The 14,120-nt window shown below is 65.4% G+C and carries 8 protein-coding genes; 4 read left to right on the top strand and 4 right to left on the bottom strand.

Annotated elements, in window-relative coordinates; genetic code table 11:
- Positions 1-12: 12 nt before the first annotated feature.
- The 3 genes from mepA to H0485_RS13690 all read right to left on the bottom strand — a co-directional run bounded on the left by mepA (position 13) and on the right by H0485_RS13690 (position 3,056).
- Positions 13-927 (bottom strand): penicillin-insensitive murein endopeptidase, encoded by a 915-nt coding sequence (mepA, locus tag H0485_RS13700; protein ID WP_226936470.1) that lies wholly within the window; start codon positions 925-927, stop codon positions 13-15.
- Positions 924-2,423, bottom strand: coding sequence for an MFS transporter (locus H0485_RS13695; RefSeq protein WP_226936468.1), 1,500 nt, complete (start codon positions 2,421-2,423; stop codon positions 924-926). Before H0485_RS13695 ends, mepA begins: the two co-directional genes overlap by 4 nt.
- 81 nt (positions 2,424-2,504) lie before the next feature.
- A complete protein-coding gene (locus H0485_RS13690; protein ID WP_226936467.1) occupies positions 2,505-3,056 on the bottom strand; it encodes an acyl-CoA thioesterase in 552 nt (183 codons plus the stop codon).
- A 212-nt stretch (positions 3,057-3,268) separates the two neighbouring features.
- Here H0485_RS13690 and H0485_RS13685 point away from each other — a divergent pair, with 212 nt between their 5' ends.
- Positions 3,269-3,556 (top strand): YggT family protein, encoded by a 288-nt coding sequence (locus H0485_RS13685; protein WP_226936465.1) that lies wholly within the window; start codon positions 3,269-3,271, stop codon positions 3,554-3,556.
- Positions 3,556-5,637, top strand: a complete 2,082-nt coding sequence (gene recQ / locus H0485_RS13680; protein WP_226936463.1) for a DNA helicase RecQ — start codon at positions 3,556-3,558, stop codon at positions 5,635-5,637. Before H0485_RS13685 ends, recQ begins: the two co-directional genes overlap by 1 nt.
- Here the strand turns inward: recQ and H0485_RS13675 are convergent.
- A complete protein-coding gene (locus tag H0485_RS13675; RefSeq protein WP_226936461.1) occupies positions 5,536-6,363 on the bottom strand; it encodes a hypothetical protein in 828 nt (275 codons plus the stop codon). The two genes, recQ and H0485_RS13675, sit on opposite strands and share 102 nt — an antisense overlap.
- Before the next feature lie 228 nt (positions 6,364-6,591).
- On the opposite strand from H0485_RS13675, the gene H0485_RS13670 reads away from it, so the two are divergent.
- Together H0485_RS13670 and pbpC are read left to right on the top strand one after the other, a co-directional pair.
- On the top strand, positions 6,592-12,066 hold the full coding sequence (locus H0485_RS13670; RefSeq protein ID WP_226936448.1) for an alpha-2-macroglobulin family protein: 5,475 nt from the start codon (positions 6,592-6,594) through the stop codon (positions 12,064-12,066).
- A gap of 16 nt (positions 12,067-12,082) precedes the next feature.
- A complete protein-coding gene (gene pbpC, locus H0485_RS13665) occupies positions 12,083-14,119 on the top strand; it encodes a penicillin-binding protein 1C (RefSeq protein WP_226936446.1) in 2,037 nt (678 codons plus the stop codon).
- Position 14,120: the final 1 nt, after the last annotated feature.

Raw genomic sequence — 14,120 nt, 5'->3', positions numbered from 1 at the left:
CCGGAGCGCATGTCAGTCCGAGGAAACGACCGAGGCGCAGGCCGCAGGCAGATCAGCCATGGTGAACTGGCGCGGATGCTTTTTCTTCGGCAGGTCTTCGTCTTTCGGCGCGGGTTTACCGGTCTTTTTCGGCGGGTTCAGATAATCGGTGACCCACCAGGTCAGCGTGTCATCACAGCCATCGCCGCCCTTTGACAGCTCTTCCACGCTCGGGCTCTGGGTCTCGCAGGCCCCGCCTGAACCGGAGGGGCATTTCAGCCGCACATGGAAATGCGTGTCATGTCCGGCCACGGGGCGCAGTTTGCGCAGCCATTCGCGGTCCGACCTCTTTGCCGATTTGCAGATTTCCAGCTTGATCGAGGCGGCGACAAAGATCCGGTCGACGCGCGGGTCTGAGGCTGCGACCTGCAGGAGATTGCGCGCCGCCGGGCTCCAGGCCCGGGTCACCGAGCGCTGATCGGCCGAACGCATCGGGATTGAGGACAGGCTTTCACGCTCGGCCACGCTCAGATCGAGCCGTGACGGCGCGAGCCACCAGATATCGGCATCAAGGCCGATCTGATGGCTGGCATGGCCGGTGATCATCGGCCCGCCACGCGGCTGGCTGATATCGCCGATATATAGCCCCTTGCCCCAGCCGATCCGGGTGGCGGCATAGGACAGGTCCATCAGATATTCGACCATTACCGGATGGCCCCAGTTGCGATTGCGCGACAGCCGCATCGCCTGCCAGTGCGGCCCGTTCTCGGGCATTTTCAGCAGCCCGGCCGCACAGCCTTTGGAATAGGCTCCAATCGGCATGGCGGCCTGGGCCGAGGGGGCGCGGTGGCTGCCAAACAGGTCTTTGGCCAGTGATTGCGCCCCGGCCTGAACCGGCAGAGCCAGGGCAAGACACAGGATGCTCAGAAAACGCGGAAAACGGATCATCGGGATTGCTCCCCTTTGGGGTGAACGAAGGCCAGAAGGATAAGGCTGAGCAGGAACAAGGCAATCAGCGGCGAGAAGCCGATGCGCTGCGAGCCGGAGATCATGGTGACAAGTGCGATCAGCGCCGGGGCGATGAAGCTGGTGACCTTGCCCGAGAGCGCGAAGAGGCCAAAGGCTTCGGCGGCGCGCTCAGGCGTGGTATGACGCAGCATCAGCGTGCGCGAGGCGGCCTGAACCGAGCCCCCTGCCGCGCCGATCAGGCCGCCGCAGATCATGAACAGCTGATCCGGGGTGGAAGAGGCCGGATCGAGCGCGATGCCCCAGATCTGCTCGCGGGTCATGCCGACCAGAACGAGGCAGACGAGGGTCAGGATGAGGACCGAGACCGCGATCACCGGCCTCGGGCCAAAGGCGCGGTCTGCCCGCCCGCCAAGCCATGCCGCAAAGACCGCCGCCACCGCGCCGATGATGCCGAAGATTCCGACCTGGCCGATCGACCAGCCCAGCACGCGCGAGGCATAGACGCCACCGAAAGCATAAAGCGCGTTCAGCGCATCGCGGTAAAGCAGCGAGGAGCCGAGATAGGCGGTGAGGCTGCGGCGAAAGCGCAGCGACAGGATCAGCTCTTTGAGATCACTGATGGCGCGGCCCATCTGCAACGGCCGGGCCTCGGTCTTCGGTTCTCTGACCCAGAGGAAGAAGGGGATCATGAACAGAATGAACCAGATCGCGGTGAAGGGGCCGACGATCCTGGTGCCGGTGCGGGTCTCGGCATCCTCGCCCAGCAGCGGCGGCAGGCCGAGATAGGTGCGCGGCCCCTGATCAATCTCAGAGGCGGTGGCGCCGACAATCCCCAGTTCCGGCCCGGCGAGGCTGTCATCATCGGGAACCAGCGGCTCTCCCTCTTCCAGCGCCGAGACCACGGCGGTGTCTATTTCCGAGCGGGTGTCGGGCGCGGTGATGAAAAAGCCCAGCATGATCACCAGGGCAACCACCCCGCCCAGATAGCCAAAGGCAAAACCCGAGCCGGAGATTGCCCCCAGATCCTCGTGATCGGACAGCGAGGGCATCAGGGCATTGGTGAAAATCGTGGCAAATTCCATGCCGATAAAGCCAAGGCCAAAGAAGGCCACGCCCCACCAGAGCATACCGATCTCGCCCCCCGGTGCCACCCACCACAGCCCCCAGGCGCCGATGATATAGCAGGCCGAGAAAATCCAGACCCAGATCAGCCGCCGCCCGGTGCTGTCGGCAATCGCGCCGAGGATCGGGGCGAGAATGGCGATAATCGCCGAGCTGGCGGCAATGCCCCAGCCCCAGAAGCTTTGCGCCGCGGCATCGGCCGCATCGGCATCAAGCCCGGTGCCGAGGTAATAGCCGCTGGCGATTTCCGCGAAATAGGGGCCGAAGATGAAGGTCAGCAGCAGGGTGCTGTAGGGCTGACTGGCCCAGTCGAAGAAATACCATCCCCAGATCCGTTTCTTCGCACTGACCATTTACACTGCCCCTTATCTCCAGGACCCGAGTGAATCGCGAAATCCCGGCTAAGGCAAGCAGGTAGCCTGGGTGCGGGCAGTTCAGCTCCTGGCGGCAGGGGCGGGCTCGGGCGGCCAGGGGCGCTCGGCCTCTGCGGCGATCCAGGCCATGGCCCAGCGGGGCAGGGCCGGACTTTCCGGCGCAAGGCCCAGCACGGCTGCCAGTTCGGCGGGCGGCAGGATGCCGCGCGCGCCCTTTGTCACCGCGCCACGGATCAGCACCTGCGAGGCGCATTCGCCTTGGCGCCAGATGCTCTGCTCAAGGTAAAGGAAGCGTTCGTCCCAGCCGAGCAGGCGCGAGCGCATCTCAAAGCGGTCAAAGGCGCGGATCCTTTTGCGGTAGCGCACCGAGGCCCCGGCCACCGCCATGCCCCAGCGCCTTTGGCGCAGGGTTTTGCCCAGGGGCGTGCGCGCGGCCAGCCCGATCCGGCCCAGATCATAAAGCGTCAGCGTGCGGCCGTTGTTCAGCTCCATCCAGGGATCGATATCCCAGGGCATACAGATATGGTGGCTGACCAGGGTGTCGAGAGCCTGAATCTGTGGCGCCCGCCGGGCCTGCAGGAAAACCGCCATCATCCGAATGAGAGGATACATTTCCGGCTCCTTCAACCTGGTCTTTACCCCGGCGCGCCAGGCTGTGAGGCCCGTGGCTAAGAGGGAGGTGACGAAAGCTGACGCGAAGGTCAAGATTTACCCGGCGTCCGAACCTTCCGCGCTTCAGGCAGGGCGGGGCGGGGATTGCCCTTCCGGGCGCTGCAGGTTACCTCTCATCCAAATCCGGGCAGTCATAAAACCACGAGGGCGCGATGACCTCTCTCTTCCAGATCCTGATGCTGATCCTTGATGTGGCACAATTCATTGTGCTGGCGCATGTGATCCTCAGCTGGCTGATCAATTTCCAGGTGCTGAATATCCGTCAGCCGCTGGTGGCGCAGATCTGGTACGGGCTGAACCGCCTGCTGGAGCCGGTCTATGACCGGGTGCGCCGCATTCTGCCGCAGATGGGCGGGCTGGATCTGGCGCCGCTGGCGGTGTTGCTGGCGATCTATGCCCTGCGCATCGTGCTGACCAATAACGCCGCCGCCTTCTACTGATGGGCGCGCCAGACCGCAGCGAACCCGCCAGGCTTCTGGCGGATATTTTCGGCTTTCAGGCCTTCCGGCCCGGTCAGGCCGAGATCGTCGCCGCGGTTACCGAGGGGCGCAATACCCTTGCCATCATGCCGACGGGTGGTGGAAAATCTTTGTGTTTTCAGCTGCCTGCTTTGTGCCGTGAGGGGGTGACCGTTGTCATCTCACCGCTGATCGCGCTGATGCGCGACCAGGTGCGCGGCCTGCGCGAGGCCGGGGTTGAGGCGGGGGCGCTGACCTCGGGCAATACCGATGAAGAGACCGAAGCGGTGTTTCAGGCCCTGGATGAGGGGCGGCTGAAACTGCTTTATATGGCGCCGGAGCGTCTTGCTACCGGCGCGACCGAGGCTTTGCTGCGCCGGGTCAATGTCTCGCTGATCGCGGTGGATGAGGCGCATTGCGTCAGCCAGTGGGGCCATGATTTCCGCCCCGATTATCTGCGCATCGGCGCGCTGCGCCGCAGCCTGAATGTGCCGCTGGCCGCCTTTACCGCCACTGCGGATGAGGAAACCCGGGCCGAGATCGTCACCCGGCTGTTTGACGGCCAGACGCCCGAAACCTTCCTGCATGGCTTTGACCGGCCGAATATCCATCTGGCCTTTGCCGCCAAGGATGGCCCGCGCGAGCAGATCCTGCGCTATGCGGCGGCACGGCGTGGCCAGTCGGGCATTGTCTATTGCGGCACCCGCGCCAAGACCGAGACCCTCTCCCAGGCGCTGCGTGAGGCCGGGCATTCCTCTCTCGCCTATCACGGCGGTATGGAGGCCGAGGTCAGACGCTCGGTCGAGACCAGTTTTCAGCGCGAGGACGGGCTGATTGTCGTCGCCACCGTGGCCTTTGGCATGGGGATCGACAAGCCCGATATCCGCTGGGTGGCCCATGCCGATCTGCCAAAATCAATTGAAAGCTATTACCAGGAAATCGGCCGGGCGGGCCGCGATGGCGAACCCGCTGAAACGCTTACGCTTTATGGCGCGGAAGATATCCGCTACCGCCGTTCGCAGATTGATGAGGGCCTGGCCCCGGCAGAGCGTAAGGCGGCGGATCACGGCCGTCTGAATGCTTTGCTGGGCCTCGCGGAGGCCCTGGCCTGCCGCCGTCAGCTCTTGCTGTCTTATTTCGGCGAAGCGAGCGGGCCCTGCGGCAATTGTGACCTCTGCGCCAGCCCGCCTGCAGTGTTTGACGGCACCGAAGCGGTGCGCAAGGCGCTGTCCGCCGTGCTGCGCACCGGCGAAAGCTATGGCGCCGGCCATCTGATCGATATTCTGACCGGCACCAGCAATGAGCGGATCCGGGGCCGGGGCCATGATCAGCTGCCGACTTTTGGCGTGGGCCGCGAGATGTCGAAAGGGGCCTGGACCTCCGTGTTCCTGCAGATGTCGGGGCGTGATCTGGTCCGCCCCGATAGTGAGCGCCATGGTGCTTTGCGCATGACCGAAGCGGCCCGCCCGGTGCTGCGCGGCGAAGAGAGCGTGATGCTGCGCAAACCGGCGCCGGTTTCAGGGGTCAAATTCACCGCCAAAGCGCTGGTGGCCGAGGAGGATGCGCCGCTGCTTTCCGCGCTGAAAGCAAAGCGCCGCGCCCTGGCCGAGGCGGCGGGTGTTCCGGCCTATGTGATTTTTGCCGATCGCACGCTGATCGAGCTGGCGACCAGACGCCCCTCCAGCCTTGATGCCATGGCCGGGATCACCGGCATCGGGGCGAAAAAGCTGGAAAGCTATGGACTGGCCTTCCTTGAGGTTTTGCGCCTGGCCGAAGATGGCACAGCCGGGGTGCCGCATCCGGCGCGCATGGCGCTGGCGGGCCGGGCGGAAGGCCAGGTCTATGATATGCTGGCCGAGGCTCAGATCCGGCTGGCGCGGGGCGAGGATGGCACCGGCAAGCCTTTGTCCTGCACTGCCGCCACTTTGCGCCAGATCGCCGAACGCCGCCCGCGCAGCCTGTCAGAGCTGGAGCGCGTGCAGGGCATGGGGCCGCTGAAAGCCGAACGCTTTGGCGCGGCTTTCCTGACCATTCTCGAAAACGCCGGGCGTGACGTCGCCTGAGCCCGGGCCAGGCTGATGGTGCCCGCAAAGTGACAGCAGGGCGGCAAAGCCCGAGCGGCGCAAAGGCTTATCGAGCCAGCCATCCAGCCGGGCCAGCAGACCGGGCGGCAGCTCCTGCCGCCTGTGTGGTTCTGCCATAGCCGCGATCAGCGGCTGGATTGTAGTCTCGCGGCGCAGCCTGGCCAGAGTATCGGCAAAAATCCCGGCCGCGCCGGCGCTGGCGGGGAGCGAGAGCAGGACCAGATCAGGACGAAAGGCCGCCATCGGCACCGCCAGCGCTGTGGTCTGACCGGCAAATGCCAGGATGACATTAAACCTGGCACAGAATTTTCGCAGCACCTGCTGGCAGGTCAGGTTTTCCTCCATCGCCAGCAGCCGCAGGGGCGTCTCGAGGCACGGGCCGGGGCGGGGGATGGGGCGGGGCGGCGGGCAGGGGCGTGCCAGCCCGGCGCCGAACAGCGGCGGCGGCGGGCTGAACAGCGGCGGCGTGGCGGCGCTTCCGGCAGGCCGGAGGGGTGCGGCGGCCAGCGGCCGGGCCGGGGCCCGGGCAGAGGGCGAGAGGCGGTCTTCAAGTGCCGCTGCGGCCAGATCCGCCAGATCAATCCGCAGCCCCGGCGCTGTTTTGCCGGAAAAAGCCGCGTCCGGGCACCTGCCGGGGGTTTCGGGCGGTGCCGGCACTGGCAGGCTGGGCCCGCTCAGCGGGTTTCGCATCGGCATATCGCTCACAGCACCCTCCTTCTGAGGCGGATCATCACGCTGGCGGCGCAGCGCAGCTTTGCCCGGGGGAGAGCGGGGGTACGACATTTCCCCTCTCGCCGGCAGGCAAGGTTTTCACCACTAGCATTACCGTAAAAAGTGAAGCAGGACTTAAAGACAACGCAGGGCTGTGCGCCTTGTCGTGGATTTATGCGCGTGGCAGTCTGTCACAGGTTATTGGTAGGGAGAGAGAGCGTTATGCGGAAACTGTTCAGATTTTTCATGGTCCTGGCGGTCTCTGCACTCCCATCCGCGCTCAGCGCCGAAGAGCTGATTCCGGCCCGTCGCGCGATTGTGAGCAGCGATGCTGATCTGCCGGGCGGCGATTTCTCTTCTGTATTTGATACAACCTCGGATGCCTGTGAGCGGGCCTGTATCGCGAATAAAAGCTGCGAGGCCTATACTTTCAACAGCCGCAATAACAGCTGCTTCCTGAAACAGGGCCCAGGCGAGGAAAGCTTCTTCCAGGGCGCGATCTCGGCCCGGATCGTCAGCGCACCGCCCGCGGCTGCGGGCCTTGCAAGCAGCCGCCGCGCCGAGCTGGATTTCCTGCCTCCCCATCTGTTCAGCGAAGCGCTGGATATGGCCAGCTCGCTCGGCCGCACCCATACCAGCGGCAGCTGGAGCGCGGAGGAACATCTGCAGTCAGCCGCAGATTCCGAGGCCCAGGGCGATATGATCATGGCCACCGCCTTCACCGGCGCGGCGCTGAATGTCGAGGACCGCCCCGATCTGTGGCTGGAATATGCCCGCCGCGCCTCGCAGACCGCTGATCGCGATGAGAATAACCGTTACTGGTATCGCCAGCGCGCGCTGCTGGCGGCGATCAATGGCTATCTGCGCTCGGAGCATCCGGCACAGCGCCATAGCCTGCTGGTGCAGATGGCTTTGGATCTGGAACAGCAGGGCATGGGGCGCGAAATGGTCCCGGCTTTGCGTCTGGCCCAGGATCTGCAGCAGCGCAGCGATACCGCGCAGCTGCTCGAGACCGCGATGGGTAAATATGGTTTCCGCATCGAGGATCATGTGGTTGAGGCCGATCTGGCCCGGCCGCGTATCTGTGCCCGTTTTACCGAGGATCTGGTGGCAACCGGTGTGGATTACAGCGATTACATCAAACTGCCGGGCGCGGGTCTTGCGGTTGAGATGCCCGATCAGCGCCAGCTCTGCCTGACCGGCGTGCAGCATGGCGAGCGCTATAGCCTGACCTTCCGTCAGGGCCTGCCCGCCGCTGATGGCCAGAGCCTCGCCAAAGATATCGAGCTGTCGATGTATATCCGCGACCGTGCTGCTGCGGTGCGCTTCCCGGGCCGGGGCTATGTGCTGCCGAAAACCGGCGATGCGGCCCTGCCGGTGGAATCGGTGAATATCGATACGATCGAGCTGGAGCTCTATCAGGTCACCGACCGCAATATGCTGCGCTCGATCCAGGAATATTACTTCGGCACGCCGATGGCCTATTACCAGGAATATGATTTCCGGGCCGATATCGGCACCAGCGTCTGGAAGGGCGAGGCCAGGCTGCTGCGTGAGGTGAACCGCGATGTCACCACCCGCCTGCCGCTGGGCGAGGCCTTGCAGGGTAAAGAGGCCGGGATCTACGCTCTGCGTGCCGCTATTCCCGGCTCGGACAGCTATGATACCGCACCGGCCTGGCAGTGGTTTGTGATCTCGGATCTGGGGGTGACCACGCTTTCGGGCGTCGACGGGCTGCATGTCTTCGTGCGCAGTCTTGCCAGCGCCGGGGCGAAAGCCGGGGTCACCGCTGAACTGCTGAGCCGCGCCAATGCCGTGCTTGGCACCACCACCACCGATGATCAGGGCTATGCCCGGTTTGATGCAGGCCTCGCGCGTGGCACCGGGGCCCAGGCCCCGGCGATGATCGTTCTGCGCGATGGCGACAGCGATATTTCTTTCCTGTCGCTGACCGATCCGGAATTTGACCTGTCGGACCGGGGGGTTGAGGGGCGTGAGCCTGCGCCGCCGGTCGATGTCTTCCTGACCACCGATCGCGGCGCCTACCGCGCCGGTGAGACGGTCTATGCCACCGCTGTGGCCCGCAATCCGGTCGCCGAAGCGGTCGAGGGCCTGCCGCTGACCGCCGTGCTGACCCGCCCGGATGGGGTCGAATATTCGCGCCAGCTGGTCGAGGATAAAGGCGCCGGCGGCTATGTCTTTGAGCTGTCGGTGGCGGGATCGGCGCCGCGCGGGGTCTGGTCTCTGGCCATTCTGGCCGATGCCAAAGGCGAGGCGCTGACCCGCAAGACCTTCCTTGTCGAGGATTTCCTGCCGGAACGCATTGATTTCACGCTGAAAACCGAAGGGGAAACCCTCTCGCTCAGCGAGCCGGTGGCCGCGCTTACGCTGGATGCGAAATATCTCTTTGGCGCGCCTGCTGCGGGTCTCGCGGTCGAGGGTGAGGTGCTCCTGCGCGCGGCGCCTGGCCTGACGGCCTTCCCGGGCTATGTCTTTGGCCGCCATGACCAGCCGTTTGAGACGCTGAGTGAAGGCCTTGGCGGCGCGGAAACGCTGGAAGATGGCAAGGCCTATATCGATGCGGCGCTGCCGGTGGCGGAAAATGTGGACCGTCCGCTGCAGGCCGATTTCGTGCTGCGCGTGTCGGAGGGCTCGGGCCGTCCGGTCGAGCGCCGCCTCTCAGTACCAGTCACGCCCGACGGGCCGATGATCGGCGTCAAACCGGGATTTGACGGTGTGGTGGCCGAAGGATCAGAGGCAAGGTTCAGCCTGATCGCGCTGGGGCCGGATCTGGCGCCGCAGCCGATGGAGGTGAAATGGACCCTGACCCGTCTGCAGACCGACTGGCAGTGGTATCAGAGCTATGGCTCCTGGAACTGGGAGCCGGTGACCTATCGCAGCGTGGTCGCGGAAGGCGCGGCCAGCCTCGGCGGCGATCCGGCTGAGATCAGCGCCAAGGTCGACTGGGGTCAGTATGAGCTGAAAGTGGAAGAGATCGGCGGCAGCAAGGTGGTCAGCTCGACCGGCTTCTACTCGGGCTGGTATGCGCCTGCCGATGTCAGCGCGACGCCTGACACGCTGGAGCTGTCGCTTGACCGGCCTGATTACAAAGCGGGCGACCAGGCGCAGCTGCGCATCGTGCCGCGCGCAGCCGGTACGGCACTGGTCACCGTGGTCTCGAACCGTCTGGTCGGGATGAAAGCGGTCGAGGTCAGCGAGGGCGAGAACCTGATCGCGCTCGATGTCACCGATGACTGGGGCGCAGGGGTCTATGTGACGGCCTCGGTGCTGCGACCGATGGATGTGGCGGCGGGCCGGGTGCCCTCGCGCGCACTTGGCCTCTCCTATGCCAAAATCGATCCGGGCAAACGCGCGCTGCAGGCGACAGTTGAGGCCGCCGATGCCGTCGATCCGCGCGGGGCGCTGGATGTGGCGGTGAAGGTTGAGGGGATTGAGCCGGGTGAGACCGGTTATGTCACCATCGCTGCGGTCGATCAGGGCATTCTGAACCTGACCGCCTTTAAATCCCCCGATCCGCAGGGCCATTTCTTCGGCCAGCGTAAGCTGGGCGTCGGCATCCGCGATATCTATGGCCGGCTGATCGACGGGCTGAACGGGGCCGAGGGTGAGGTGCGCTCGGGTGGTGATGCCGGCGCCCAGGCGCGCCTGCAGGCTCCGCCTCCCACCGAAGAGCTGGTGGCCTATTTCTCGGGCCCGCTTGAGGTGGGCGCAGATGGCTATGCGCGGACCTCGTTCACTTTGCCCTCGTTCAACGGTTCGGTGAAAGTGATGGCGGTGGCCTGGTCGAAGACCGGGGTGGGCCAGGCCGATAAAGAGGTGCTGGTGCGCGATCCGGTGGTGGTCACCGCCTCGCTGCCGCGCTTCATGGCGCCGGGCGATGCCAGCCGCCTGCTGCTCGAGCTGGTCCATGCCAGCGGTCCCTCGGGCAAAATGTCGGTTACGGCTGCGGCTGAGGGCGTGACCCTTGGCGCCTTCCCGGCGGATGTCACCCTGGCTGAGCATGGCAAACAGGTGATTGAGGTTCCGGTCACCGCCCTGCTGCCGGGGATCCATAAGATCACCGTCACCCTGACCACGCCCGAAGGCAAAGCCCTGGTCAAAGAGCTGACCCTGCCGGTTCAGGCCAATGATCCGGAGGTGGCGAAAATCTCGCGGCTCGATCTGAAATCGGGTGAGAGCTTTACCTTTGATCAGGCAGTCTTTGCCGATCTGCAGCCGGGCAGCGGCAAATCGGTGATGACCATCGGCCCGCTGGCACGGCTGAATGCGCCGGGTCTGCTGGTTGCGCTGGATCACTATCCCTATGGCTGCACCGAGCAGATGACCTCGCGCGCACTGCCACTGATCTATTTCGATGAAATGGCGCGGCTGCTCGATCTGAAAGGCGCCGATAACATCCGCGGGCGGGTCGAACAGGCCGTGGCCGAGATCCTGACGCGCCAGGCCTCCTCGGGCAGTTTCGGCCTCTGGTCGACCGGCTCGGGCGATCTCTGGCTCGACAGCTATGTGACCGATTTCCTCAGCCGGGCAAAGGCCCAGGGCTATGCGGTGCCGGATCTGGCCTTCCGCAATGCCCTGTCGAACCTGCGTAATCAGGTGAATTATGCGCCCGAATTTGATGCGAAAACCGAGGGTGGCGGCACGGCTCTGGCCTATGCGTTGATGGTTCTGGCGCGCGAAGGCGCGGCGGCGATCGGCGATCTGCGCTATTATGCCGATGTGAAAGGCGATGATTTCGCCACGCCGCTGGCCCAGGGCCAGCTGGCTGCGGCTCTGGCCTCTTATGGCGATCAGACCCGGGCGGATCAGCTGTTCCGCAAAGCCGGCACCAGGATGCAGGAGCGTTTCGCGGCTGAAAGCGGCAAAGAGAGCTACTGGCGCGCCGATTATGGCACCAACAGCCGCGATGCGGCGGCATTGCTGACCCTTGCCGTTGAATCCGGCTCGCAGGCGATTGATCGCGAGGCTCTGACCGACCGTCTGGTCAGCCGTGGCAGCAATCTTTCGACCCAGGAAGCGACCTGGATGCTGATGGCCTCGAATGCGCTGATCGACCGGCCCGACACTTCGGGGATCACCCTGAATGGCGCTGCCGCCGAAGGGCCGCTGGTGCGGATCCTGCAGGATGGGGCTGAGCCGGTGGTGGTGAAAAACGAAGGTGCGGATACCATCCTGACCCTCTCGACCTATGGTATCCCGGCAGAAGCCGAGCCTGCCGGCGGCAATGGGTTCACGCTTGAGCGCGCCTATTACACCCTGGAGGGCGAGCCCGCTTCGGCTGAGAGCGTGAAATCGGGGGATCGCCTGGTGGTCGTGCTGACCGTGACGCCCTGGGATCAGGCTTCGGCCCGGCTTTTGCTGGCCGATCCGCTGCCCGCAGGCTTTGAGATCGACAATCCGAACCTGATTTCGGGCGGATCGACCTCGGGTCTTGGCTGGCTGAATGATCTGCCGGGCGAGGATATCTCGAACCGCGCCAATCATGCCGAATTCCGCCAGGAGCGCTTCATGACCCAGGTGGACTGGACCTCGCGCAATGCCTTCCGCGCCTCTTACATCGTGCGGGCGATCTCGCCCGGGCAGTTCCACCATCCGGCGGCCTCGGTCGAGGATATGTACCGCCCCGATTTCCGCGCCCGGACCGGTATCGGCCAGGTGACGGTCACGGCAGAATAAGGCAGGGCGCGGTCCCATGCGCGGGCGCTGGCTTCTGAGCTTCGCCGCAGGCCTCTGGCTTGCGGCGGGGCTGCGTGACGGATTTGATGCCTGGGTCGATGCGACGGTTCTGCCGCCTTTGGTGATCCAGACCTCGACCGAGGTGCGCGACCGCGATGGCGCCTTACTGCGCGCCTATACCGTGGCCGACGGGCGCTGGCGGCTGAAGGCCGATCTGGCCAGCGTTGATGCCCGCTATATTGAGATGCTGCTGAATTATGAGGACCGGCGCTTTCGCGACCATGTGGGCGTTGATCCGCGTGCCATGGGCCGGGCGGTGCTGCAGGCGCTGAAAAATGGCCGGGTGATCTCGGGCGGTTCGACCCTGACCATGCAGGTGGCGCGGCTGCTGGAGGAAGGCAGCACCGGCGAGATGGGCGGCAAGCTGCGCCAGATGCGGCTGGCGCTGAAGCTGGAGCGCGCGCTTTCAAAAGACCAGATCCTCGCGCTTTATCTGCTGCTTGCCCCTTTTGGCGGCAATCTTGAGGGGGTGCGCGCCGCCAGCCTCAGCTATTTCGGCAAGGAACCGGCCCGGCTGACCCCGGCCGAGGCGGCTTTGCTGGTGGCGATCCCGCAATCGCCCGAAAGCCGCCGTCCTGACCGCGCCGCCGACCGGGCCGAGGCGGCGCGCGACCGGGTGCTGGCGCGGGCAGTGCGCTTTGGCCTGATCGGGGCCGAGGAGGCTGAGGCGGCGCTGCGCGAGGTCGTGCCCGGCCTGCGCCAGCCTTTCCCCGCCTATGCGCCGCATCTCGCCGACCGCGCCCGGGCCGGGGCACCGCTTTTGCCCCTGCACCGTCTGACCCTGGACCTTGATCTGCAAAAAAGGCTCGAGCGGCTGGCGGTGGAAACCGTGGCGGCGCGCGGCGAAAGCCTGCAGATCGCGATTGTGGTGGCCGATCACCTTTCGGGCGAAATCCTCGCCTCGGTCGGCTCGGCCGGGTTTAAGGATGATGGCCGCCAGGGCTTTGTCGATATGACCCGTGCCCTGCGCTCGCCCGGATCGACGCTGAAACCGCTGGTCTATGCTCTGGCCTTTGACGAGGGCCTGGCCCATCCCGAGACGCTGATCTCGGACCGGCCCATGTCCTTTGGCAGCTATGCGCCGCAGAATTTTGACCGCCAGTATCGCGGCGATATCCGGCTGCGGGAGGCTTTGCAGATTTCGCTCAACATTCCGGTGGTGGCGCTGACCGATGCTTTCGGCCCGGCGAAACTGATCGCCGCCATGGGCCGGGCCGGGGTGAAATACCGCATCCCTGGTGGCGAGCCTGGCCTTGCCGTCGCGCTGGGGGGGGTGGGGGTCAGCCTTGAGGATATGGTGCAGCTTTACGCCGGCCTTGCGCGCGGCGGGGTGGCCCTGCCGCTCAGCTGGCGTCTGGGTGAGGGCCGGGGCGAGGGGCAGAGGCTGGTCTCTGCGGTGGCGGCCTGGCAGGTCAGCGATATTCTGGCCGGTCTTGCGCCGCCGCCCGGCGCGCCTGCCAACCGGCTGGCCTATAAGACCGGCACCTCATACGGCCACCGCGATGCCTGGGCGATCGGCTATGACGGTGCGCATGTGATCGGGGTCTGGATGGGGCGGGCCGATGGCACGCCGGTGCCGGGCGCCTTTGGCGCCGATACCGCCGCGCCGGTTTTGTTTCAGGCCTTCAGCCGGCTGAAACCGGCACTGACGCCGCAGCCGCCTGCGCCTGCCGCGACCCTTTTGGTGGCTAATCGCCAGCTGCCGCAGCCCTTGCAGCGCTTTCGTCCGCGCAATGCCGCTTTTGTCGAGGAGGGGGCGCCGAAGCTGGAGTTCCCGCCCGACGGGGCCGAGGTCGAGCTGCTGCGCGCCGGGCTGAAGGTAAAGGTTTCGGGCGGCACCGGGCCTTTCACCTGGCTGGCCGATGGCACGCCGCTGGCGGTGGCCGAGGCGGCGCGCGAGACCTTTCTGCCGCTGCAGGGCACCGGCTTTGTCACCCTGAGTGTGATTGATGCGGCAGGCCGCTCGGCCCGGGCCAGGGTCCGGCTCTGGTAAG

This window comes from Pseudogemmobacter faecipullorum (assembly GCF_020539525.1).
Taxonomy (GTDB): Bacteria; Pseudomonadota; Alphaproteobacteria; order Rhodobacterales; family Rhodobacteraceae; genus Pseudogemmobacter; species Pseudogemmobacter faecipullorum.
This window is presented reverse-complemented; position numbering and strand designations above follow the sequence as displayed.

Bases quoted from the DNA above. Each gene is read 5' to 3' on its own strand.
- mepA (WP_226936470.1), bottom strand. From the start codon at position 927: ATGATCCGTTTTCCGCGTTTTCTGAGCATCCTGTGTCTTGCCCTGGCT.
- H0485_RS13695 (WP_226936468.1), bottom strand. From the start codon at position 2,423: ATGGTCAGTGCGAAGAAACGGATCTGGGGATGGTATTTCTTCGACTGG.
- H0485_RS13690 (WP_226936467.1), bottom strand. From the start codon at position 3,056: ATGTATCCTCTCATTCGGATGATGGCGGTTTTCCTGCAGGCCCGGCGG.
- H0485_RS13685 (WP_226936465.1), top strand. From the start codon at position 3,269: ATGACCTCTCTCTTCCAGATCCTGATGCTGATCCTTGATGTGGCACAA.
- recQ (WP_226936463.1), top strand. From the start codon at position 3,556: ATGGGCGCGCCAGACCGCAGCGAACCCGCCAGGCTTCTGGCGGATATT.
- H0485_RS13670 (WP_226936448.1), top strand. From the start codon at position 6,592: ATGCGGAAACTGTTCAGATTTTTCATGGTCCTGGCGGTCTCTGCACTC.
- pbpC (WP_226936446.1), top strand. From the start codon at position 12,083: ATGCGCGGGCGCTGGCTTCTGAGCTTCGCCGCAGGCCTCTGGCTTGCG.